Consider the following 20,727-nt stretch of genomic DNA (forward strand, 5'->3'; position numbering starts at 1 on the left):
CGTTGCTCCAGTCGTGTCTCGGCTTCCCCCGGGTCAGCTCAGAAAGCTAACACCGCAGCTGGGGACAAAGGGATGACGATCCGGTCTTTTACGGACGTGACAATCAGCACCTGTCCTACAGGAACCGACTACTGCGGGGCTCGAACGGTTGCTCCTCCGGATGTGAAGGATCGGTTCCGGTGCCGTGACCGGTCCTGTTTGTGGGAGTTGATACCTGTTCGTAACGCTTCACAGCAATGTGGCGCTGCTCTCGTACGCACGATAAAGTGATATCAGTTTGCTAGGTCGACGAGGGCGTCTCGTCGGCATGGACACCCACGGGGAGCCGGACATGACCTCTCAAGACACCACCCCCACACCCGACGTTCCGCAGATGCCGGAGCCGCGCGTACGGGAGTTCCAGGCGCATTCCATCGGGGGCGGGCTCGCCCTGCTCTTCGGACTCGTCGGCCTGCTCGGCGGCGTCGGGCTCGTGGTGGGCGCGACGGCGGTGGACTCGGGCGGCGCGAAGGCGGCCCTGATCATCTCCGGGATCCTGATCGGTCTCGCCGCGTTCCTCGCGATGTGCGGTCTGAACATGGTCGCGCCGGGCGAGGCCCGGGTGGTCCAGCTCTTCGGGCGCTACCGCGGCACGATCCGCGAGGACGGTCTGCGCTGGGTGAACCCGCTCACCTCGCGGACCAAGATCTCCACGCGCGTACGCAACCACGAGACCGCCGTCCTCAAGGTCAACGACGCCTACGGCAACCCCATCGAGCTGGCCGCGGTCGTCGTCTGGAAGGTCGAGGACACCGCGCAGGCCTCGTTCGAGGTCGACGACTTCGTCGAGTTCGTCTCGACGCAGACCGAGGCCGCCGTGCGGCACATCGCGATCGAGTACCCCTATGACGCGTACGACTCGGAGCAGCTCTCGCTGCGCGAGAACGCCGAGGAAATCACCGAGAAGCTGGCCATCGAGCTGCACGCGCGGGTCGAGGCGGCGGGTGTGCGGATCATCGAGTCCCGGTTCACGCACCTCGCGTACGCACCCGAGATCGCCTCCGCGATGCTGCAGCGCCAGCAGGCCGGTGCGGTGGTCGCGGCGCGGCAGCAGATCGTCGAGGGTGCGGTCGGCATGGTCGAGTCGGCGATCGCGCGGATCACGGAGCAGGACATCGTCGAGCTCGACCAGGAGCGCAAGGCCGCGATGGTGTCCAACCTGATGGTGGTCCTGTGCGGTGACCGGGCGGCGCAGCCTGTGATCAACACAGGGACCCTGTACCAGTGAGCGCGGACCCCGAACCCGAGCACGAACCCGGTTCCGGTCCTCGCCGGCGGTCGGCCGGCGCGGCTCGCAAGCAGGTGCTGCTCCGGCTCGATCCGCTCGTGTACGACGCGCTCGCGCGGTGGGCGGGGGACGAACTGCGGTCCGCGAACGCGCAGATCGAGTTCCTGCTGCGACAGGCGCTGAAGGACGCGGGGCGGCTGCCGGGGGCGGCGGGGCCGCTGCCTCGCAGAGGGCGGCCGCCCAAGTCGTAAGCCAGGGGGCGGGTCCGACGCGCCTGCGGCGGGCCTTCTTCCCCCGCCCCGCCCCTTCCCGAAACCGGGGCTCCGCCCCGGACCCCGCATCCGAACTTCGTTCGGATCTCCTCAAGCGCCGGAGGGGCTGACAGTCTGCGGCAGGCAGCCGGCTCGCCCGGTGACGCCGGGGCTCTCGCGTCGCTGCGGACGCTGCATCGTGTCTGCCGGGTGTACTCCGGTGTCGGGATCGCGGTGCCGGTGCTCGGGTTCGCGACCGCGGTCGCTCTCGGTGTCATGGGCGATCCCTGGCTGATCGCGTCGATCGTGCTGACCGTCGCGGCGGCGGCCGTCCTGATGGTGCTGATCCTGCCCGCGCAGGACGAGGCCCTCGAAGCGGCGGTGCAGCCCGAGCGCGCACCGCAGACGGGTGCCGACCGCCGGCTCGCCATGCTCGCCGGGGTCTTCAACCTGCTGTGGGCCACCGTCACCGTGCTGATGATCGTGCGCCCCGGCTCCACCACCGGAGCCTGAGCCGAGGCCGTTGACAGAATTGTGACATCGGGCGCTGACCTGCGAGGACAGCGCCCGATTCGCATATCCGGGGCAGCTATACACCCCACGTATACACACGGCGTATACACCCTGTGTACAGTCATCGGCATGTCCATCGGTCACACACTCCTGGGCCTGCTCGAGAGCGGCCCCCGCCATGGTTACGACCTCAAGCGCGCCTTCGACGAGAAGTTCGGGCACGACAAGCCGCTGCACTACGGGCAGGTCTACTCGACGATGTCGCGGCTCCTGAAGAACGGTCTCGTCGAGGTCGACGGCGTGGAGGCCGGCGGCGGGCCCGAGCGCAAGCGGTACGCGATCACGGAAGCCGGGATCACCGACGTACAGCAGTGGCTGGCGACGCCGGAGAAGCCCGAGCCGTATCTCTCCTCGACCCTCTACACGAAGGTCGTGCTCGCGCTGCTCACCGGCCGTGACGCCGGCGACCTGCTCGACACCCAGCGCTCGGAGCATCTGCGGATGATGCGGATCCTCACCGACCGCAAGCGCAAGGGCGATCTCGCCGATCAACTGATCTGCGACCACGCGCTGTTCCACCTCGAAGCCGATCTGCGCTGGCTGGAGCTCACCGCCGCGCGTCTCGACAAGCTGGCGAAGGCGGTGACGGAGGGATGAGCGCGCCTGCCGGTTCCCTGTTGTCCGCGCAGGATCTGCGCAAGGCCTACGGGCCGACCGCCGCGCTCGACGGAGCGCACTTCTCCATCCACGCCGGCGAGGTCGTCGCCGTCATGGGCCCCTCCGGGTCCGGCAAGTCGACGCTCCTGCACTGTCTCGCCGGCATCGTGCCGCCGGACGACGGGACCATCACGTACAACGGCCGCGAGCTGAGCGGCATGAGCGATGCCGAACGCAGTGCGCTGCGCCGCTCCGAGTTCGGCTTCGTCTTCCAGTTCGGCCAGCTCGTCCCCGAGCTGAGCTGTGTGGAGAACGTCGCGCTCCCGCTGCGCCTGAACGGCGCCAAGCGCAAGGACGCCGAGCGCACCGCGCTCACCTGGATGGAGCGCCTGGAGGTCGACGACCTCGCGAAGAAGCGACCGGGCGAGGTCTCCGGCGGTCAGGGACAGCGCGTCGCGGTGGCCCGCTCCCTGGTCACCAACCCGCGGGTGCTGTTCGCGGACGAGCCGACCGGTGCGCTCGACTCGCTCAACGGCGAGCGCGTGATGCAGCTCCTGACGGATGCGGCCCGTTCGACCAACGCCGCCGTCGTCCTCGTCACGCACGAGGCCCGGGTCGCCGCGTATTCGGACCGCGAGATCGTCGTACGCGACGGCAAGTCGCGCGATATGGAGCACGTGCTGTGAACGCGTGGATCAGGGATCTGGCCATGGGTGCCCGGTTCGCCGTCACCGGCGGGCGCGAAGGATGGGTGCGTGCGGTCCTCACGGCGGTCGGCGTCGGGCTCGGCGTGGCGCTGCTCCTGGTGACGACGGCCATCCCGAACGCGCTGCAGTCCCGGGAGATACGCGGCGAGGCCCGCGACGACTACCGGATGAGCGATCAGGTCATGCCCAAGGGCGACGACACGGTGATCGTGGCGCAGGTCGACACGGTGTTCCGCGGCGAGGACGTACGCGGCCGGATCATGCAGCCCGAGGGCGCCGAGGCGCCGCTGCCGCCCGGGATCCCGGCCTATCCGAAGGCCGGTGACGTCCTGGTGTCGCCCGCGCTCGCCGACCTGTTGAAGTCCGGCGGCGCGCAGCTGCTCGACAAGCGCATCGACGGAAACATCGTCGGCACGATCGGCGACGCCGGACTCATCGGGCCGCATGAACTCTCGTACATCAAGGGCGCGGACGATCTCGTGCCCACCGGTTACCGGATGCACCGCCTCGACTCGTTCGGCACGGACGCGCAGCGCGAGGAGATGGATCCGCGGCTGCTGCTGCTCACACTGATCATCTTCATCGTGCTGCTCATGCCCGTGGGCGTGTTCATCGCCACGGCCGTACGGTTCGGCGGCGAGCGGCGCGACCGGCGGCTCGCGGCCCTGCGCCTGATCGGCGCGGACGGCCGGATGGCGCGCCGGATCGCCGCGGGCGAGGCCTGCGCCGGGTCACTGCTCGGCCTGGTCGTCGGCGGTGGACTGTTCCTCGCCGCACGGCAGTTGGCGCCCCGGCTCCAGGTGATGGACATCAGTGTCTTCTCGCACGACCTCGCCCCGGCGCCCGCGCTGGTCGTCCTGGTGGCGCTCGCGGTGCCGGCCGCCGCGGTGGCGGTGACACTGTTCGCGCTGCGCGGCGTCGTGATCGAGCCGCTCGGCGTGGTCCGCACCGCCAAGCCCTCGCGGCGCCGGCTGTGGTGGCGGCTGCTGCTCCCGGTGGCCGGGCTCGCCCTGCTCTCCCCGATGATCGGGAAGGGCAACGAGAACGGGGACTTCAACCAGTGGATGGTCACCAGCGGTGTCGTCCTGCTCCTGGTCGGCATCACGGCGATCCTGCCGTGGCTGGTCGAGGCGGTCGTCGCCCGGCTCGGCGGCGGCGCGGTGTCCTGGCAACTGGCCGTACGACGGCTGCAGTTGAGCAGTGGCTCGGCGGCCCGCCTGGTCAACGGCATCGCGGTCGCGGTGGCGGGGGCGATCGCGCTGCAGATGCTGTTCGCGGGCGTGTCCTCGTACTACACGAAGGACACCGGCGAGGATCCTGCGCGTGCGGACCTCAGCCTGTATCTGCCCGAGTCCCGGGACACCTTCCGCCAGCTCGCCGAGCAGCAGCGCGCGCTGCAGGAAACCCCCGGTGTCACCAAGGTGACGGCGCCGGTCGCGCAGACCGTCGCGGCCGACCGGGCCGTCGATCCCGAGGGCAACGCCTCGGTCACCAGCGGGAGTTGTGCCGCGCTGCGTGATCTGGCCGGGCTGCCCTCCTGCAAGGACGGCGATGTGTTCCAGGTCGTCGGAGCCGAGTACGACGAGGAGACCCCCAAGCTCGCGAAGCCGGGCGGCACGGTCTATCTGAACCCGAGGTACGGGACCGGCAAGGACGAGGCCGTGCGGTGGCGGCTGCCCGCGCAGCTCGAGGAAGCCACCCCGAAGGCCACCCCTGACGGCGGGGAGACGAGTGGCTTCCTGGTGACGACGGGCGCACTGCCCGAGGCCGCCCGGCAGGCGATGACGGGACACGTGTACGTCAAGACCGACCCGGCGGTGGCGGACGCACGGGACGAGGTGCGCACCGCGGTCGCGCAGATCGCCCCGCTCACGGAGGTCAACCAACTGGCCGCCACGGAACGGTCGCAGCGCTTCGACTCGATCCGTACGGGTCTGTTCGTCGGCGCGACCTGCGTCCTGCTCCTGATCGGCGCGAGCCTGCTGGTCTCGCAGCTGGAACAGCTCCGCGAGCGCCGCAAGCTGCTCGCGGCCCTGGTCGCGTTCGGCACGCGGCGCCGCACCCTGAGCCTGTCGGTGCTGTGGCAGACGGCCGTCCCCATCGCGCTCGGACTGCTGCTCGCCGCGGGCGTCGGGCTCGGGCTCGGTGTGGTCCTCCTGAAGATGGTCGACACCGCGGTGGCCGTGGACTGGCCGTCGGTCCTGGCGATGACGGGCGTGGGCGCGGGGGTGGTCCTCGCGGTCACCTTGCTGAGCCTGCCGCCGCTGATGCGGATGATGCGGCCGGAGGGGTTGCGGACCGAGTAGGTGGGGGCGCCGCCGGTCGGGGCTCGGGGTGGGGGTGCCGGTCGGGGCTCGGGGTGGGGTGCGGGTGGGTGGGGTGCGGGTTCGTGGCGCCTGCGGCGTGGGGCTGAAAGATCTGCTCAAACGCCGCAGGGGCTGATAGGCAACCCCCGCACCGCCTCCCGTAGCTCCGACGCCAGCTCCCCGTACTCCTCCGCCCGTGCCGAGCCCGCCCGTGCCACCAACGCGATGCGGCGCGACGGTGCCGGGCTCGCGAAGGTGCCCGTGACCAGCTGGGACGAGCGGGAGGTTTCCACGTCCAAGGCCGTGCGCGGGAGCAGGGTCGCGCCGATGCCGCCCGCGACCAACTGGACCAGGGTCGACAGGCTCGCGGCCGTCGTCGTGACGGGGGCGTCCGCGCGGCCCGCCTCACGGCACACCTCGAGGGCCTGGTCGCGCAGGCAGTGGCCTTCGCCGAGGAGCAGCAGGTCGAGCTCGCGCAGCACCGCGCGCGGAATGCCCTCGCGGCCGCCCAGCTCATGGCCGAGCGGCGCCACGAGCACGAAGTCCTCGTCGAAGAGCGGGAGTTCCACCAGGCCCGGAACGCCGAGCGGCACGGCGAGCAGCAGGAGATCGAGGCGGCCCGCCGCCAGTCCCTCGACCAGGGAGGACGTCTGCTCCTCGTGGATCTGCAGATCGAGGGTCGGGTAGCGCTCGCGTACGAGACGCAGCACCGTCGGCAGCAGATACGGCGCCACCGTCGGGATCACGCCCAGCCTGAGCGCCCCCGTGAAGGGCCCGCGAACCGCCTCGGCCTCTTCGACCAGCGTGTCCATCGCATCGAGCACCGCACGCGCCCGCCCCGCCAGCCGCTCCCCCGCCTCGGTGAGCAGCACCTTGCGTGTGGTGCGCTCGACCAGCCGTACCCCCAGGACGTCCTCGAGGGCCGACACCGCACCCGAAAGCGCGGGCTGGCTCATCCCGATCGCCGCCGCGGCATCGCGGAAGTGCAGCTGCTCGGCGACCGCGACGAACGCGCGCAGCTGCGCCGGGCTGGGCTGCCGGGGCCGTCTTCCCGCCACCGCGTCCACCTCACTGATAACCGGACTCGATCAACGGCACCGAGTCTAACTATTTCTGCGATCAGTACGCACCGTGCCAAGATCGACCCCGTCCATCCCCCAGGAAAGCCCCCAAAAGGGACTATCCGTAGTGCAAGGAGAGCGCGTGCTCACTGTCGGTGACAAGTTCCCCACGTTCGAACTGACCGCCTGCGTCTCGCTGGAGAAGGGCAAGGAGTTCGCGCAGATCGACCACAAGACCTACGAGGGCAAGTGGAAGATCGTCTTCGCGTGGCCCAAGGACTTCACCTTCGTGTGCCCGACCGAGATCGCCGCCTTCGGCAAGCTGAACGAGGAGTTCGCCGACCGCGACGCGCAGGTCCTCGGCTTCTCCGGTGACTCCGAGTTCGTGCACCACGCCTGGCGCAAGGACCACCCGGACCTGACCGACCTGCCGTTCCCGATGATGGCCGACTCGAAGCACGAGCTCATGCGCGACCTCGGCATCGAGGGCGAGGACGGCTTCGCCAAGCGCGCCGTCTTCATCGTCGACCAGAACAACGAGATCCAGTTCTCCATGGTGACCGCCGGCTCCGTCGGCCGTAACCCCAAGGAGGTCCTGCGGGTCCTCGACGCGCTGCAGACCGACGAGCTGTGCCCGTGCAACTGGAACAAGGGCGAGGACACCCTTGACGCCGGTGCGCTGCTCGCGGGCGAGTGATCACCGATGGCTCTCGATGACCTCAAGTCCGCCGTCCCGGACTACGCCAAGGACCTGAAGCTGAACCTCGGTTCGGTGATCGGCAACTCCGAGCTGCCCGAGCAGCAGCTCTGGGGCACGGTGCTCGCCTGCGCCATCGCCTCCCGCTCGCCGCGCGTGCTGCGCGAGCTGGAGCCCGAGGCGCGCGAGCACCTCTCCCCCGAGGCGTACGCCGCCGCCAAGTCCGCTGCCGCGATCATGGCGATGAACAACGTCTTCTACCGCACGCGCCACCTGCTCTCCGACCCGGAGTACGGCACGATGCGCGCCGGTCTGCGGATGAACGTCATCGGCAACCCGGGTGTGGAGAAGGTCGACTTCGAGCTGTGGTCGCTCGCCGTCTCCGCGATCAACGGCTGCGGCCAGTGCCTCGACTCGCACGAGCAGGTGCTCCGCAAGGCGGGCATGGACCGCGAGACGATCCAGGAGGCCGTGAAGATCGCGGCCGTCGTGCAGGCCGTGGGCGCGACGCTGGACGCGGAGGCCGTGCTGGCCGAGGCGGTCGCCGTCTAATCGGACGTACGAGACGTACGGGATCTGCGAGACGTACGAGACCTACGGAATGTATGCCGCGTACGACAACGCCGAGGGCCCGCCGACCGGTTCAGGTCGGCGGGCCCTCGGCGTTCACGTTCACTTCTTCAGGTCCTGCATCAGGACCTTCATGTCCTCGATCATCAGCTCCCGCACTCCCCTGAAGTCGGGTTCGGGGGGCGGCACGAACTCGTCCTCGTCCATCGACACGTCGTCGTACGACTGGGAGATGGTCATCTGCAGGACCACCGGGCCGTCCAGGACGTCGAGCGTCGGCTGGCCGTAGCTGTCGCCCGGGGTGTAGTAGGCCCGTTCACCGAGTCGGGTGACCTCCTTGATCTCGGCCGAGTCGGACTCGTCGTACCAGTCCTTCTGGGTCGCGAGGGTCTTGAACTCCGGCTCCGGATCCACCTCTTTGTGCAGGGCGAAGGAGAGGTTCACCGCGTACCGGACGCCACCCTGTCCGGGCTCCCCCAGTTCCTGCTCCCCCAGCTCCGCCGTGCACCACGCGCGGTCGAGGGCGGGGTCCTTGCGCACCGCGCGATGCGCGGGCGTGCGCTTGCCGTATTTGACGCTCAGCGAGGCCAGGGTGGCCGTGGTGCACAGATCGTCGGGCAGCCGGTAGCCCTCGAGGCCGGTCTCGGCGCCCGCCCGCACCGCGTACAGCGAACCGGCCCACACCGCCGAAGCCACGAGCGCCCCGCCGAGCGCCCAGAGCCAGGGCCGCCGCGGCCCGGGCTCACGTCGTACGGGATCGGGCGGTGCCACCACGTCCACGGCGTACGGGGGTATCTCGCCGTCCTCGCCGACCAGTTCGGGTTCGGATATCACGGGCTGTCCTCGGCGGTCCGTGCCGCCGGCTCCTGGGTCGCCGCCGCGGCCTGCTGCAACGCGTTCTCCTGCGCATGCGTCCGCAGATATCCCACCACGGTGTTCGTCACGGCGACCAGGGGTACGGCGACGACCGCCCCACCGATCCCGGCCACCATGCCGCCGGCCGCGACCGAGAGCACCACGGCGAGCGGATGCACCCGTACCGCGCGGCCGAGGATGAACGGCTGCAGCACATGGCCCTCGATCTGCTGTACGGCGAGGACGACGATCAAGGCCATCAGGGCGGTGAAGACGCCCTGGGTCACGAGCGCGACCACCACCGCGAGGGCGCCCGAGACGACCGCGCCGACGAGCGGGATGAACGCGAACAGGAAGATGAACACGGCGAGCGGTACGGCCATCGGGACATCGAGGAAGTAGATGCCGATACCGATGAAGATGGCGTCGATCAGAGCCACTATCACCGTCCCGCGCACGTACGCGGTCAGCGTCCGCCAGGCGCGCGGCCCCGCGCCCGCGACCCCCGGACGGGCCGCGGCCGGGACCAGCTTGAGGCTCCAGCGCCAGATCCGCTTGCCGTCGTAGAGCAGGAAGAGCGTGGAGAACATCGCGAGCAGGATGCCGGTGAGGATCTCCACCATCACCGTGACACCGGCCAGACCCGCGGAGGTGATCTCCTCGGTGTTGGTGCCGACGGCGTCGCGGAGGTTCTTCGCGATGTCGTTGATCTCGTCCCCGGTGACATGGAACGGGCTGTCCAGGAGCCACTTCTGGAGCTCGTCGATACCGCGCTGCACCTGGTTGGAGAGGTCGTCCAGGTTCTCCATGACCTGCCAGACCACGAACCAGCCGACCAGGCCCATGATGACGAAGCCCGCGATGAACGTGACGGCCGTGGCGAGGCCCCTGGGCAGCCCCATCCGCTTGAGGCGGGAGACGGTGGGCTGGAGCAGCGCCGTGATCAGCAGGGCCGCGACGAACGCGAACACCACCAGCTGTACGGAGGAGATGGCCCGCATCAGCACCCACAGCGTGCCCGCGAGCACCAGGAAGCGCCAGCCGGCCTCGGCGGCGACGCGGACGCTCCAGGGCACGGCGGCCACCGGGTCGGCCTTGGCCGCTATGGCCGGCGCGTAGGCGGGGGGTGCGGGGACGGTGCCGTTGCCGTTCCCGTTGCCGGGGGAACCCTCGTCGCCGTCCGGTGACTTGGACACCCCGAGGGCGACCGGCTCGGGTGCGGGCTCATCGGCGGCCTCCGCCCGGGCCCGGCGCTCCTCCAGACGCTCGCCCGCCCGGGCGACGCCGGTACCGAGCCGGCTCAGCCAGCCTGGCAGTCTCGACATGATGTTCCTTCTTCCCCCCACTGATCCCCCCGGATCCCGAACGGCTCGAACCTACACGCGCGAAGCCCCCCACCGAAGGACGGTGAGGGGCTCCGTGAAGTTGAGCGCCGGAAGCGGCTTTTCTCCGCGGTCCGGATCAGTACCAGTTGTTCGCCTGCCAGAAGTTCCAGGCTCCGCACGGGCTGCCGTAGCGGGAGTCCATGTAGTTCAGGCCCCACTTGATCTGGGTGGCGGGGTTGGTCTGCCAGTCGGCACCGGCCGAGACCATCTTCGAACCCGGCAGCGCCTGCATCAGACCGTAGGCACCGGAGGACGGGTTGGTGGCCTTGTAGTTCCAGCTGGACTCGTGGTCCACGATGTTGCTGAAGCACTGGAACTGGTCGGCGGGCACCATCTGCCGCGCCATCGCCTGGACTTCGGCGACCGAGTACGAGGACTGCTGGGCGAAGTCGCCCGCGTCGCGGGTGGCCGAGCGGCTCGCGGCGAGCTTGGCCTCGCGCTCCTTGGCCTTCTTCTCGGCCTCGGCCTTCTCGGCGGCTTCCTTCTTCGCGACGGCGTCGGCGGCAGCCTGCTTGCGGGCCTCTTCCTCCGCGGACTTCTGCGCCACGACGTCGGCGGCGGCAGCCTGCGCGTCGGCCTGCTGGTTCAGCGAGGCAGTCTGCACCTCGACCTGCTGGCCTGCGGGTATGTCTGCGAGGAGAGTCCCTCCGTCGGCAGCGGTCGCCTCGAAGTCGTTCGAGGTCTCCTGGGTGCTGCCCGAGGCAACGCCCACAACTGCGCCGACAGTGGTGACCGCGGTGGCCGAGGCCACTGCGAATCCCCGGACCGAAATCCGGCTCACACGGTTTCCTTCCAGCATCGCCCGAGGGGTGACCTTTCGGGCGCAATCTTGCCCCTCGCGCTGGCTTCCGGCTGATACGTGGTCACTGGAAGCACGGACCCGGTGGGGCAACTCCTGTGCGGGAGGAGCCTCTTGTGTCGCGGGTGGCATACGGCGATCGCTATGTAGTTGAGGTCCAACTGGTCCTGTGCCGCTGGGGGTACAGGAGTGCCGTATGCGGGGCCTGACAGGAGCAAGACTCTGCCGGAACCGGACGCCGCGAGGCAATTCCGCGTTGCGTGGGAAAGCTCACACCCCGTTTACCCCACCAGTTTTCTGGAACCCCGGACGCACAAGGGCGCCGCGCGAGTAAGCTCTTCGGCTTACCTGCGCGGCGCCCAAGTACCGCTTAATACCGCAGACTTCCCAGTCCCCTCAGACGGCCCAGACCTCTCAGGCGTGACCGTCTTCGAGCATTTCGGTCACAAGCGCCGCGATCTGCGAACGCTCCGAGCGCGTCAGCGTGACATGCGCGAACAGCGGATGCCCCTTCAGCTTCTCGACCACGGCGACGACTCCGTCGTAGCGCCCGACCCTGAGGTTGTCGCGCTGGGCGACGTCATGGGTCAGGACGACACGGGAATTCGCTCCGATACGGGACAGAACGGTCAACAGAACGTTCCGCTCCAGGGATTGGGCCTCGTCCACGATCACGAACGCGTCATGGAGCGAGCGTCCGCGGATGTGGGTGAGCGGGAGCACCTCGAGCATCCCGCGCGCCGAGATCTCCTCGATGACCTCCTTGCCCGTCACCGCCCCGAGGGTGTCGAACACGGCCTGCGCCCACGGGCCCATCTTCTCGGCCTCGGTGCCGGGCAGATAGCCGAGCTCCTGCCCGCCGACCGCGTAGAGCGGACGGAAGACCATCACCTTCTGGTGCTGGCGCCGCTCCAGGACCGCCTCGAGTCCCGCGCACAGAGCGAGCGCGGACTTTCCGGTGCCGGCCCGGCCGCCCATCGACACGATGCCGATGTCCGGGTCCTGGAGGAGATCGAGCGCGATGCGCTGCTCGGCGCTGCGCCCCTTGATGCCGAAGACCTCGCGGTCCCCTCGTACGAGCCGGACGTTGCCGTCCGCCGTGACGCGGCCGAGTGCCTTTCCTCGCTCGGAGTTGAGCACCAGACCCGTGTGCACGGGCATGTCGGACGCCTCCGGTACGTACAGCGTCTGCTCCTCGTAGAGCAGATCGATCTGTTCGCCGGAGAGGTCGAGTTCGGACATTCCGGTCCAGCCGGACTCTGTGATGGCGAGCTCGGCGCGGTACTCCTCGGCGAGCAGACCCACGGAGGAAGCCTTGATACGGAGCGGAAGGTCCTTGGAGACGACCGTGACGTCGTACCCCTCGGCCTGGAGATTGCGGGCGACCGCGAGGATCCGCGAGTCGTTGTCGCCGAGACGGTAGCCGGCCGGGAGCACGCCGGGGTCCGAGTGGTTGAGCTCGACGCGCAGAGTGCCGCCCAAGTCCCCGAGCGGGATGGGGGCGTCGAGCCGGCCGTGGAGGATGCGGTAGTCGTCGAGCCGGCGCAAGGCCTGCCGGGCGAAGTACCCGAGCTCCGGGTGATGCCGTTTCGCCTCGAGCTCCGTGACGACGACGATCGGGAGAACGACCTCGTGTTCGTCGAAACGGTTCAGGGCGCCCGGGTCGGCCAGCAGGACGCTGGTGTCGAGAACATAGGTGCGCCTGTCGGGCATGCGGCGCTTAGTGCTGGTCACCACGGAAGGACGTACCCCCTCAGCAGAGGTCGGGGAGCGACGACGTCGCGGGTTTTCCTGGACCGGTCGGCCTGCATGGGCCGAAGACCGGCCCCCCACGTCGCCGTACGGTGCGTACGGTCCACCTGGTGCAAAGGGCCTCCCGGGTGAGCGGACTCCGTGCCGCTCACTGAGATACGGCATCCGTTTGTCGGACGCCGACCTGACAGGGATATTCCCTCGAACACGCGAAGCCATGCAATGGCATATGACGACGCGTTCGTGAACGGCCGGTGACGTGTGTCACCGGGGTCGCACAGGGCGCACGGCCGGGGCGCGGCTCAGGCCCCGAACCGCCGGTGCCGCGCGGCGTAGTCCCTGAGGGCGCGCAGGAAGTCGACCTTGCGGAAGGCCGGCCAGAAAACCTCACAGAAGTAGTACTCCGACAGGGCCGACTGCCACAGCATGAATCCGGACAGGCGTTGCTCGCCCGAGGTGCGGATGATGAGGTCGGGGTCCGGCTGGGCGCTCGTGTAGAGGTGCTTGCCGATGGTCTCGACATCGACGGCTTCCGCGGCCTGCTCCAGGGAGACTCCCCGGTCGGCGGCGTCGAGCAGCATCGAGCGGACCGCGTCGGCGATCTCCTGGCGGCCGCCGTAGCCGATCGCGACGTTGACCAGTATTCCCTGGTTGGCGGCGCTGGCCTCTTCCGCTTCCTTCAGCACGTTCTGCAGGCCCACGGGAAGGACGTGGGTGGCGCCGACATGGTGGACGCGCCAGCGGCCGTCGCGCGCGAGCGAGCGGACCGTGTCCTCGATGATGCCGAGGAGCGGGACGAGCTCCTCCTGGGGGCGGTCGAAGTTGTCCGTCGAGAGCAGCCACAGCGTGACCACCTCGACGTCCGTCTCGGAGCACCAGCCGAGGAACTCCCCGATCTTGTCCGCGCCCGCCTGATGTCCCTGGGCGGTGGTGGAGCCGGCGGCCTTGGCCCAGCGTCGGTTGCCGTCCATGATGACGCCGATGTGCTTGGGCACCTGGTCGTGGTCCAGGTGGCCCTCCACGCGGCTCGCGTACAGCCTGACCAGCAGGCCGCGCAGCCCGTCGCGCAGGCTTGTAAAACCAGCCACGTTCGTTTCAGCCCCTCACGTGCAGACGGCAGTCCCCGAGGGCGAAAGCCTACCGCTGGAAAACGGAGGCACCGCCGCCGGGTATGTCACAGGTCTGACGTAGCTTCGTCACCATGAACGACTCCGCCAACTACGCCGCATCGGCCGACCGGTACGACTCCATGGAGTACCGCCGTACGGGCCGCAGCGGTCTGAAGCTGCCCGCGATTTCACTCGGCCTGTGGCACAACTTCGGTGACGACCGCGGCCTCGACAACCAGCGCGCGATCCTGCGCCGCGCCTTCGACCTGGGCGTCACGCACTTCGATCTCGCGAACAACTACGGACCGCCGCCCGGCAGTGCCGAGTTGAACTTCGGCAAGCTCCTCGCGCAGGACTTCGCGCCGTACCGGGACGAGCTGGTCATCTCCAGCAAGGCCGGCTATCTGATGCACCCCGGTCCGTACGGGGAGTGGGGCAGCCGCAAGTACCTGCTGTCGTCCCTGGACAACTCGCTGCGGCGGATGGGTCTCGACTACGTCGACATCTTCTACTCGCACCGCTTCGACCCGGACACCCCGCTCGAGGAGACGATGGGCGCGCTCGCCTCCGCCGTGCAGCAGGGCAAGGCGCTGTACGTGGGCATCTCCTCCTATACGAGTGAGCAGAGCCGCGAAGCCGCCCGCATCCTCGGGGAGATGGGGGTGCGTCCCCTCATCCACCAGCCCTCGTACTCGATGATCAACCGCTGGACCGAGGACGACGGGCTGCTCGACGTCCTCGAAGAGGCGGGCATGGGCTGCATCTCGTTCGTGCCGCTCGCGCAGGGGCTGCTCACGGGCAAGTACCTGAAGGGGATCCCGGAGGGTTCGCGTGCGACGCAGGGCAAGTCGCTCAACCCGGACCTGCTGAGCGACGAGGTCGTGCGCCGGCTCAACGGTCTGAACGACATCGCGGCCCGGCGCGGCCAGTCCCTCGCCCAGCTCGCCCTCACCTGGGTGCTGCGCGACGAGCGGATGACCTCGGCGCTGATCGGCGCGTCCAGCGTGAAGCAGCTGGAGGAGAACGTGGCGGCTCTGACGGGCCCGAAGCTCACGGACGAGGAGCTCACGGCGATCGACGAGTTCGCGGTGTCGACACCCGGGACGAATATCTGGGCCGGCCGTCGGTAGAAGACGGGGCGGGCACAGCCAGGAAAGAAAGAACGGGCCGGTCCATGGGGCCAGGAGCGACGAATAGGAGTCCCTGGAACCCCGGGATACCTCCACCCCAGGGCGTCGGCCACGTGAGGGGGAAAGAAAAAACGGGCCGGTCCATGGGGGGGAGATGGACCGGCCCGAGGGGGGGTTTCCACCATAACCCTTCGTAAGGGGTGCTGTGTGCATCGGCGTGGCGTAATTACCCTCCGAAGCCGCCGAGCAACACTCCGGTGGCCGCTCCGGCCAGCATGCAGGGGCCCAGCGGCATGGCGCTCTTGCGGCCCGCTCGGCCAAGCAGGACAAGGGCCGCGGCGTATCCACCGGCGTACATGATGCCCGCGAAGAAGCCCAGGAAAAGGATCTCCCAGCCGTACCACCCAAGGGTTACCCCGAGGACGATCGCCAACTTGACGTCCCCGAAGCCCATTCCGCTCGGGTGGGCCAGGAAGAGGGCGAAGTAGCCGCCGCCCAGGGCGAGTCCGCCGAGCAACGCCCCAGCCCAGCGGCCCTCCGCGGACGCGAAGAGCGCGGCGAGACCAAGGCCCGCGGCCGCCGCCCCCGCGAGGGGCAGCGTGAGGATGTCGGGGAGACGGTGAACGTTTCGGTCGACGGTCGCGAGCACCACCCCGAACGGGGTGAGCAGCAGCCACACCGCCAGCTCCGGCCGCGCCCCGGTCGACGCGGCGAGCGCCGCGCACAGGGCCGCGGTGAGCAGGACGAGGGCCGCGCTGCTGGGCCCGTACCGTCCGGTCTCGCAGCGCGACCGCCCCGTCTCGCAGCGCGTCGTGCCGAGCCAGCCGCCCCACGGGCCGGTGAGGGCGTGACCGGACGGGCAGACGGCACGCCAGGGCTGGCCGGCCGGGACGGAGAGCCGGTAGGCGACGCGGCCGGTGAGCGTTCCGGCGAGCGCGCCGTAGAGCGCCGCGAGCGCGATCAGAAGGGCAGGCACGGGCCGAGGCTAAAGGGCGCGGGGCGCGCACGTCATGGGTCCGTGGGCCCAACCACGGTCCGGCGTACGGGGGTTCAGTCCAGCGCCAGGTCGAGCAGGATGCCCGCGACGCAGCCGAGGCCCACACCCAGACTGGTGAGCAGGATTGCCTCGGAGGTCAGGTCCGCCCAGAGCCAGGCGAGGTGGAGCGCATGGGCGGCGAGCGGGACGGTGAGGGCGGCCAGCAGATGCTGTACGGGCGATTCGCGGAACGGGGCGCGGTGCAGGCGGCCCGCGACGAGCACCGTGAAGCCGGCGCAGACGGCGGCGGGCAGCGGAAGCGCGAGGAGATCGCCCCACGCGGACCACTCGGCGCCGGCCGGGGTGACGCCGTCGCCGAAGGGGCCGTAGCGGTTCTGGTCGGTCAACGGGTCGTGCAGGAGGGTCAGTTGGGGGTACGCGGTGAGGGCCAGGGCGAGCAGTCCCGCGGTCCAGGAGCGCAGCTGGGCGGCGCATGCGGCGAGGGGGCCTACGCGTATCGCCTGTCCGGTCATGGCGGCAAGCTAGGGGCCGGGCGGGCCCAGTGCCATGAGTCCGGGGGCCCAACATCACCGAGGCGCCCGGCGGGGACCGGCACAAGAAGGGACGGCACCGCGCAGCCCCCTCCACTGCGCGGTACCGTCCACCGCGCAATTTGCCCGCGCGAATTCTCGTTGGTCTGAACTTACGTGACGCCTACATCCCGATGGCCCGATTCCGGATAACAATGCGGATTCAAGGGGCCCATTGCGTACGTTATGCCCGAGTTCAGGGCCTTCCAGTGGGGGCACTGTGGTCTGAATCACGCCAGCGGCGAGGTCCCGGCGCGATCTCCGAACTCCCGGCGCCGCCGCGGAGCGCGGCCGATAATCCGTCCATGACTCGACGCGTCTCCTGGGCCGCGGCCCAGGCCCGGAGATTTGCCCGGCAGTCCCTGACCACCCCCGCCCAGGGAGATCCGTCCGAGGAGCTCGCCCGGCTCTCGGGCGCCATGTGCGGAACGCACGCCCAGGTGGCCTCCGCGGCGGAGCTGTCGCTCGCGCTGCGCCATGCCGACGCGACCCGTCAGGACGTACGCGATGCGCTTCTGAAAACGTCGACGCTGGTCAAGACGTACGGGCCGCGGGGCACCGTGCATCTGCTTCCGAGCGCCGAACTCCCGCTGTGGACCGGCGCGTTGTCGGCGCTGCCGACCGGTGCGCAGCACGCGGAGGGCGTCCGGCTCGACGCACGGCAGACCGATGAGGTCATCGCGGCCATCGCCGACGCGCTGACCGGGCGCTTTCTGACCGTCGACGAGATGACGGAGGAGATCGTGGCGCGTACGGGGCCGTGGGCGGGTGAACTGACGATGCCGGCATTCCAGACGATGTGGCCGCGCTGGCGGACGGTGCTGCACACGGCGGGGCACCGCGGGGCGCTCTGTTTCGGGCCGAACCGGGGGCGCAAGGTCACGTATACGCGTCCGGTGGCCGGGGATCCGGTGCCGGCCTCGTCGGCGCTCCCTGCGCTCGTGCGCCGGTATCTGCACGCGTACGGGCCCGCGACGCCCGAGTCCTTCGCCAAGTGGCTTGCGATTCCGGTCGGTTGGGCGCGGAAGGTGTTTCACGGGTGTGAAGTGGAGGAGGTCGAATTCGAGGGCTCGGCGGCGTGGGTCGCGGCCGGTGACACGGACTTCTCCGACGCCCCGGTGCGGGGTGTGCGACTGCTCCCGTACTTCGACTCGTACGGCATCGACGCCTATCCCCGGGAGCGGTTCTTTCCTGGGCGGGCCTTCGAGCGTGCCCTGGCGCGGGGGCAGGCGGGGAACTATCCACTCCTTGTGGTGGACGCCGAAGTGGCGGGCGTCTGGCACCAGAAGCGCTCGGGCAAGCGGCTCGCTGTGACGGTGGAGCCGCTGGGTGAGCTTCGCGCGGGGCAACTGCGCGCCTTGGAGGCCCAGGTCGCCCGCGTCGGCACGGCCCTGGAGGGGGAGGCCTCGCTCACGGTGGGTGAGGTCACGGTGGGGGCGCATGCGTAGGGGGCGGGTGGGGTCGCGTTTGGGGTGCGACTGGAGTTGGGGCGCGCGTCGGGGGTGCAGGGGGCGGAGCCCTCGCCATCGTCCCGCTGCGGGTGGGTGCCCGTGCGGTTTTCTCTCCCCCACCCCGCCCCTTCCCGAAACTGGGGCTTCGCCCCAGACCCCGCATCCGAACTTCGTTCGGACCGCCTCAAACGCCGGCGGGGCTGGATGTGCCCCGGGGTGCCGGGGCTGAAAGGTCCGGGCGAGCGCGGCGCGGGGCTCGTATGGGCGGGGGCGAGCCCCGGAGGGGAGATGGGGTCCGAGCTTGGGTCCTCAGGCCCATCCGCCTTTTCGCTGGTCATGGTTGCGTGGAGGAACTACCGCGCAGGCAGGACCAGTTGGGGGCGGGCACATGGCCGGCACGTACTACATGACGGGGTACGACCCCGTCCCGCAGCGCCGCCCGCTTCCCCGGGCGCTCGGCGGGGCCATGGCGATCACGTACGGACTGCTGGCCGTCGCCGTGTTCAGCAGCATCGGTGTGCTGATGGCCGCCGAGGAGCTGAACGGGGTCTTCGCCGGGCTGCTGCTGTACGCGCTGATACCCGGCCTCGTCGGGACGGTCGCCGCACGGCGCGCCTGGCGCGGTCAGGGGCGGGCCCGTTGGGCGCTGATCGGCGCGCACGGCCTGTACGTGCTCCAGGCGCTCGGCTCGCTGGGTCGTGGGGACGCGCAGGGCCTGACCCAGCTCCTGCTGCCGGTCACGGCGATCGTGCTGCTCAGCCGCGCGTCCACGCGTGACTGGTACGAGAGCGATCCGTACACCCGCACCGAACGGCGCCCGTTCAGCGTCGCGCGATGGATCAAGTGGCGTACGGACGAAGGGCAGTCGATGCCCGAGTACGCGGCCCTCCTCGCCCTGATCGCCGCGATCGTCGTGGGCGTGGTCGCCCTCGGGATGAACGGCACCATCTCAAGCACCGTGTCCAGCGCGGTGTGCACCATCACCGGCGGCGGGGACTGCGGCGGCGGAGACGGAGGCGGGAACGGGGGTGGCCCCGGCGGCGGCACAGGCGGCGCCCAAGGTGGCGCCCAGGGAGGGACCCAGGACGGAAACGGCGGCACCCAGGGCGGGACCGAGGGCGGCGGCGAGAACGGCGGAGGCGGGACCGAGGGCGGCGAGAACGGTGGCCCCGGTGAGGTCATCCCGGTGAGCAACAACGAAGAGGGCGGCGACGACAAGGGGTTCTGGGGACAGCTCGGCGACGTCGTCACGCAGCCCTTCAAAGCCGCCTGGGAGGACGTCAAGGGGACCTGGGACGCCGTCACCGACCCGGGCAAGTTCCTGTCCGACACCTGGAACGGGCTCAAGGACTACACCACCGACTGGTGGAGCAAGAAGGCCGAGGAGCTCGGCAAGCAGTGGGACGAGGGCGGCTGGAACTACCTCACCGTCCCGCTGAAGTGGATCTCCTCCCCCGAGGACTTCGTCACCGACTTCCTCATCGACTCCTTCATCGACACGGAGTCCTTCGAGAACGGGGACTGGGGCAAGGGCCTCGGGAACACCATCTGGAACATCGGCTCGGTCTTCATCCCGGGCGTGGGCGCCGCGAAGTGGCTGCAGAAGATCAACAAGCTCAACAAGGCCAACAAACTGCGGAAGCTGGGCGATCTGGCCGGCGACGCCGCCGGCAAAGCGCGCAAGGCCCGCGAAGCCGGTGACGTCGCTGGAGCCCGCAAGGCCGCCGACGAGGCGCAGCAGCACGCGGACGACGCGGCGAAGAAGGCCCGCGAGAACCCCGACGACGCGGATCTCGCCGAGGACGCGCGCACGGCGCAGGACCAGGCGCTCGCCGCCCGTACGGATGCCGCGAAGGCAGCCCTGCGCGGACGTGGCTCGTCGGTGTCGGACGACCAGATCGACGGTCTCGTCCAGCGGGCGCAGGACAATCCGACGGACGGCGGCATCAGCAAGAAGCAGGCCGCCGACGCCCTCGACGACCTGTCCGATCTGGCGAGCCGCCCCAATGTCCGCCCGGACGCGGCGAGTTCCCTCGAGGGCAAGGTCGCGAACGCCAAGACCGCCGACGCGCTCGACCAGGCCCGCGCCGAGGTGCACGCCGTGCAGCGCGCCGCCGACGACGCCGCGCCCGGGACGCAGGTGGACGCCGGACCCGGTACGGAGGCCGGGCGGCCCGCGGACCTCGGCTCCGAGCAGCTGGATCTGGACGGGATCCCCGACGCCGACGTGGCGTACAAGGCGAAGGACGGCACGTACCACGTGGTCGAGGTGAAGAACGCGGGCTCGGCCACCCGCAAGCCGGCCTTCGCCAACCAGGTGGAGCGCCTGCGGAAGTGGGCCGACAAGGCGCCGGGCCGCAAGGCGACCGTGGAGATCGACACCAATGACCGGTGGACGCAGATCTTCAGCGAGTTCAAGCCGGGGCGTGGCGGCAAGCCCGCGAAGGACTCCCGTACGGCGGCGGGCGAGATGGCGAAGAACAATGTCGATGTGTCGATCGGCGGCAAGAAGCTGAGCGCCGCCGAGATGGGCCGGATGCAGGATGCGATCAACACGAGGACACAGAACGGCACAATGGACTGGTCGAAGATGACGGACCCGGACGCGGCACGGGAGTACCTCGGAGTATGAGCATGGGCGGAGTGCGGTC

At 69.8% G+C, this 20,727-nt stretch carries 19 protein-coding genes; 11 read left to right on the top strand and 8 right to left on the bottom strand.

Annotated features, from left to right (window positions below):
* The first annotated feature begins 307 nt into the window (after positions 1-307).
* The 6 genes from ABT367_RS11275 to ABT367_RS11300 all read left to right on the top strand — a co-directional run bounded on the left by ABT367_RS11275 (position 308) and on the right by ABT367_RS11300 (position 5,701).
* Positions 308-1,267: an SPFH domain-containing protein gene (locus ABT367_RS11275; RefSeq protein ID WP_434975445.1), complete on the top strand. Its 960-nt coding sequence runs from the start codon at positions 308-310 to the stop codon at positions 1,265-1,267.
* Positions 1,264-1,518: a hypothetical protein gene (locus tag ABT367_RS11280; protein WP_352251910.1), complete on the top strand. Its 255-nt coding sequence runs from the start codon at positions 1,264-1,266 to the stop codon at positions 1,516-1,518. Before ABT367_RS11275 ends, ABT367_RS11280 begins: the two co-directional genes overlap by 4 nt.
* A 105-nt stretch (positions 1,519-1,623) precedes the next feature.
* Positions 1,624-2,031: a hypothetical protein gene (locus tag ABT367_RS11285; protein WP_352251997.1), complete on the top strand. Its 408-nt coding sequence runs from the start codon at positions 1,624-1,626 to the stop codon at positions 2,029-2,031.
* A gap of 129 nt (positions 2,032-2,160) precedes the next feature.
* Positions 2,161-2,688: a PadR family transcriptional regulator gene (locus ABT367_RS11290; RefSeq protein ID WP_165335484.1), complete on the top strand. Its 528-nt coding sequence runs from the start codon at positions 2,161-2,163 to the stop codon at positions 2,686-2,688.
* Positions 2,685-3,374, top strand: coding sequence for an ABC transporter ATP-binding protein (locus tag ABT367_RS11295; protein WP_352251912.1), 690 nt, complete (start codon positions 2,685-2,687; stop codon positions 3,372-3,374). The genes ABT367_RS11290 and ABT367_RS11295 overlap by 4 nt, the downstream gene beginning before the upstream one ends.
* 23 nt (positions 3,375-3,397) lie before the next feature.
* Positions 3,398-5,701: an ABC transporter permease gene (locus tag ABT367_RS11300; protein ID WP_352252000.1), complete on the top strand. Its 2,304-nt coding sequence runs from the start codon at positions 3,398-3,400 to the stop codon at positions 5,699-5,701.
* 116 nt (positions 5,702-5,817) lie between these two features.
* Here ABT367_RS11300 and ABT367_RS11305 read toward each other — a convergent pair whose 3' ends face one another.
* Complete coding sequence (locus ABT367_RS11305; RefSeq protein WP_352251914.1) at positions 5,818-6,759, bottom strand: hydrogen peroxide-inducible genes activator; 942 nt, start codon at positions 6,757-6,759, stop codon at positions 5,818-5,820.
* A 145-nt stretch (positions 6,760-6,904) separates the two neighbouring features.
* Between ABT367_RS11305 and ABT367_RS11310 the strand changes: the two genes are divergently transcribed.
* Together ABT367_RS11310 and ABT367_RS11315 are read left to right on the top strand one after the other, a co-directional pair.
* Positions 6,905-7,459 carry a peroxiredoxin gene (locus tag ABT367_RS11310; RefSeq protein WP_352251916.1) on the top strand — a complete coding sequence of 185 codons (555 nt, stop codon included), beginning with the start codon at positions 6,905-6,907 and terminating at the stop codon, positions 7,457-7,459.
* 6 nt (positions 7,460-7,465) lie between these two features.
* Positions 7,466-8,011: an alkyl hydroperoxide reductase gene (locus ABT367_RS11315; RefSeq protein ID WP_352251918.1), complete on the top strand. Its 546-nt coding sequence runs from the start codon at positions 7,466-7,468 to the stop codon at positions 8,009-8,011.
* A 120-nt stretch (positions 8,012-8,131) separates the two neighbouring features.
* Here the strand turns inward: ABT367_RS11315 and ABT367_RS11320 are convergent, their stop codons facing one another.
* The 5 genes from ABT367_RS11320 to ABT367_RS11340 form a co-directional block, all read right to left on the bottom strand.
* Positions 8,132-8,863 carry a hypothetical protein gene (locus ABT367_RS11320; protein WP_352251920.1) on the bottom strand — a complete coding sequence of 244 codons (732 nt, stop codon included), beginning with the start codon at positions 8,861-8,863 and terminating at the stop codon, positions 8,132-8,134.
* Positions 8,860-10,209: an AI-2E family transporter gene (locus tag ABT367_RS11325; protein WP_352251922.1), complete on the bottom strand. Its 1,350-nt coding sequence runs from the start codon at positions 10,207-10,209 to the stop codon at positions 8,860-8,862. Before ABT367_RS11325 ends, ABT367_RS11320 begins: the two co-directional genes overlap by 4 nt.
* Before the next feature lie 136 nt (positions 10,210-10,345).
* Entirely contained in the window at positions 10,346-11,050 is a 705-nt protein-coding gene (locus tag ABT367_RS11330) for a transglycosylase SLT domain-containing protein (protein ID WP_352251924.1), read from the bottom strand.
* 432 nt (positions 11,051-11,482) lie between these two features.
* Positions 11,483-12,805: a PhoH family protein gene (locus ABT367_RS11335; RefSeq protein WP_352251926.1), complete on the bottom strand. Its 1,323-nt coding sequence runs from the start codon at positions 12,803-12,805 to the stop codon at positions 11,483-11,485.
* Between the two features lie 317 nt (positions 12,806-13,122).
* Positions 13,123-13,908, bottom strand: coding sequence for an isoprenyl transferase (locus tag ABT367_RS11340; RefSeq protein ID WP_352251928.1), 786 nt, complete (start codon positions 13,906-13,908; stop codon positions 13,123-13,125).
* Positions 13,909-14,021: 113 nt separating this feature from the next.
* Between ABT367_RS11340 and mgrA the strand changes: the two genes are divergently transcribed.
* Entirely contained in the window at positions 14,022-15,059 is a 1,038-nt protein-coding gene (gene mgrA, locus ABT367_RS11345; protein ID WP_352251930.1) for an L-glyceraldehyde 3-phosphate reductase, read from the top strand.
* Positions 15,060-15,285: 226 nt separating this feature from the next.
* On the opposite strand, the gene ABT367_RS11350 is transcribed toward mgrA, so the two are convergent.
* Positions 15,286-16,035, bottom strand: coding sequence for an A24 family peptidase (locus tag ABT367_RS11350; protein WP_352251932.1), 750 nt, complete (start codon positions 16,033-16,035; stop codon positions 15,286-15,288).
* A gap of 74 nt (positions 16,036-16,109) precedes the next feature.
* Positions 16,110-16,568, bottom strand: coding sequence for a hypothetical protein (locus ABT367_RS11355; RefSeq protein WP_352251934.1), 459 nt, complete (start codon positions 16,566-16,568; stop codon positions 16,110-16,112).
* Between the two features lie 362 nt (positions 16,569-16,930).
* On the opposite strand from ABT367_RS11355, the gene ABT367_RS11360 reads away from it, so the two are divergent.
* A complete protein-coding gene (locus ABT367_RS11360; RefSeq protein ID WP_352251936.1) occupies positions 16,931-18,073 on the top strand; it encodes a winged helix DNA-binding domain-containing protein in 1,143 nt (380 codons plus the stop codon).
* A 391-nt stretch (positions 18,074-18,464) separates the two neighbouring features.
* Entirely contained in the window at positions 18,465-20,708 is a 2,244-nt protein-coding gene (locus ABT367_RS11365; protein WP_352251938.1) for a hypothetical protein, read from the top strand.
* Positions 20,709-20,727: the final 19 nt, after the last annotated feature.

Origin of the sequence: Streptomyces mesophilus (genome assembly GCF_040300965.1) — a bacterium.
Lineage (GTDB): Bacteria > Actinomycetota > Actinomycetes > Streptomycetales > Streptomycetaceae > Streptomyces > Streptomyces mesophilus_A.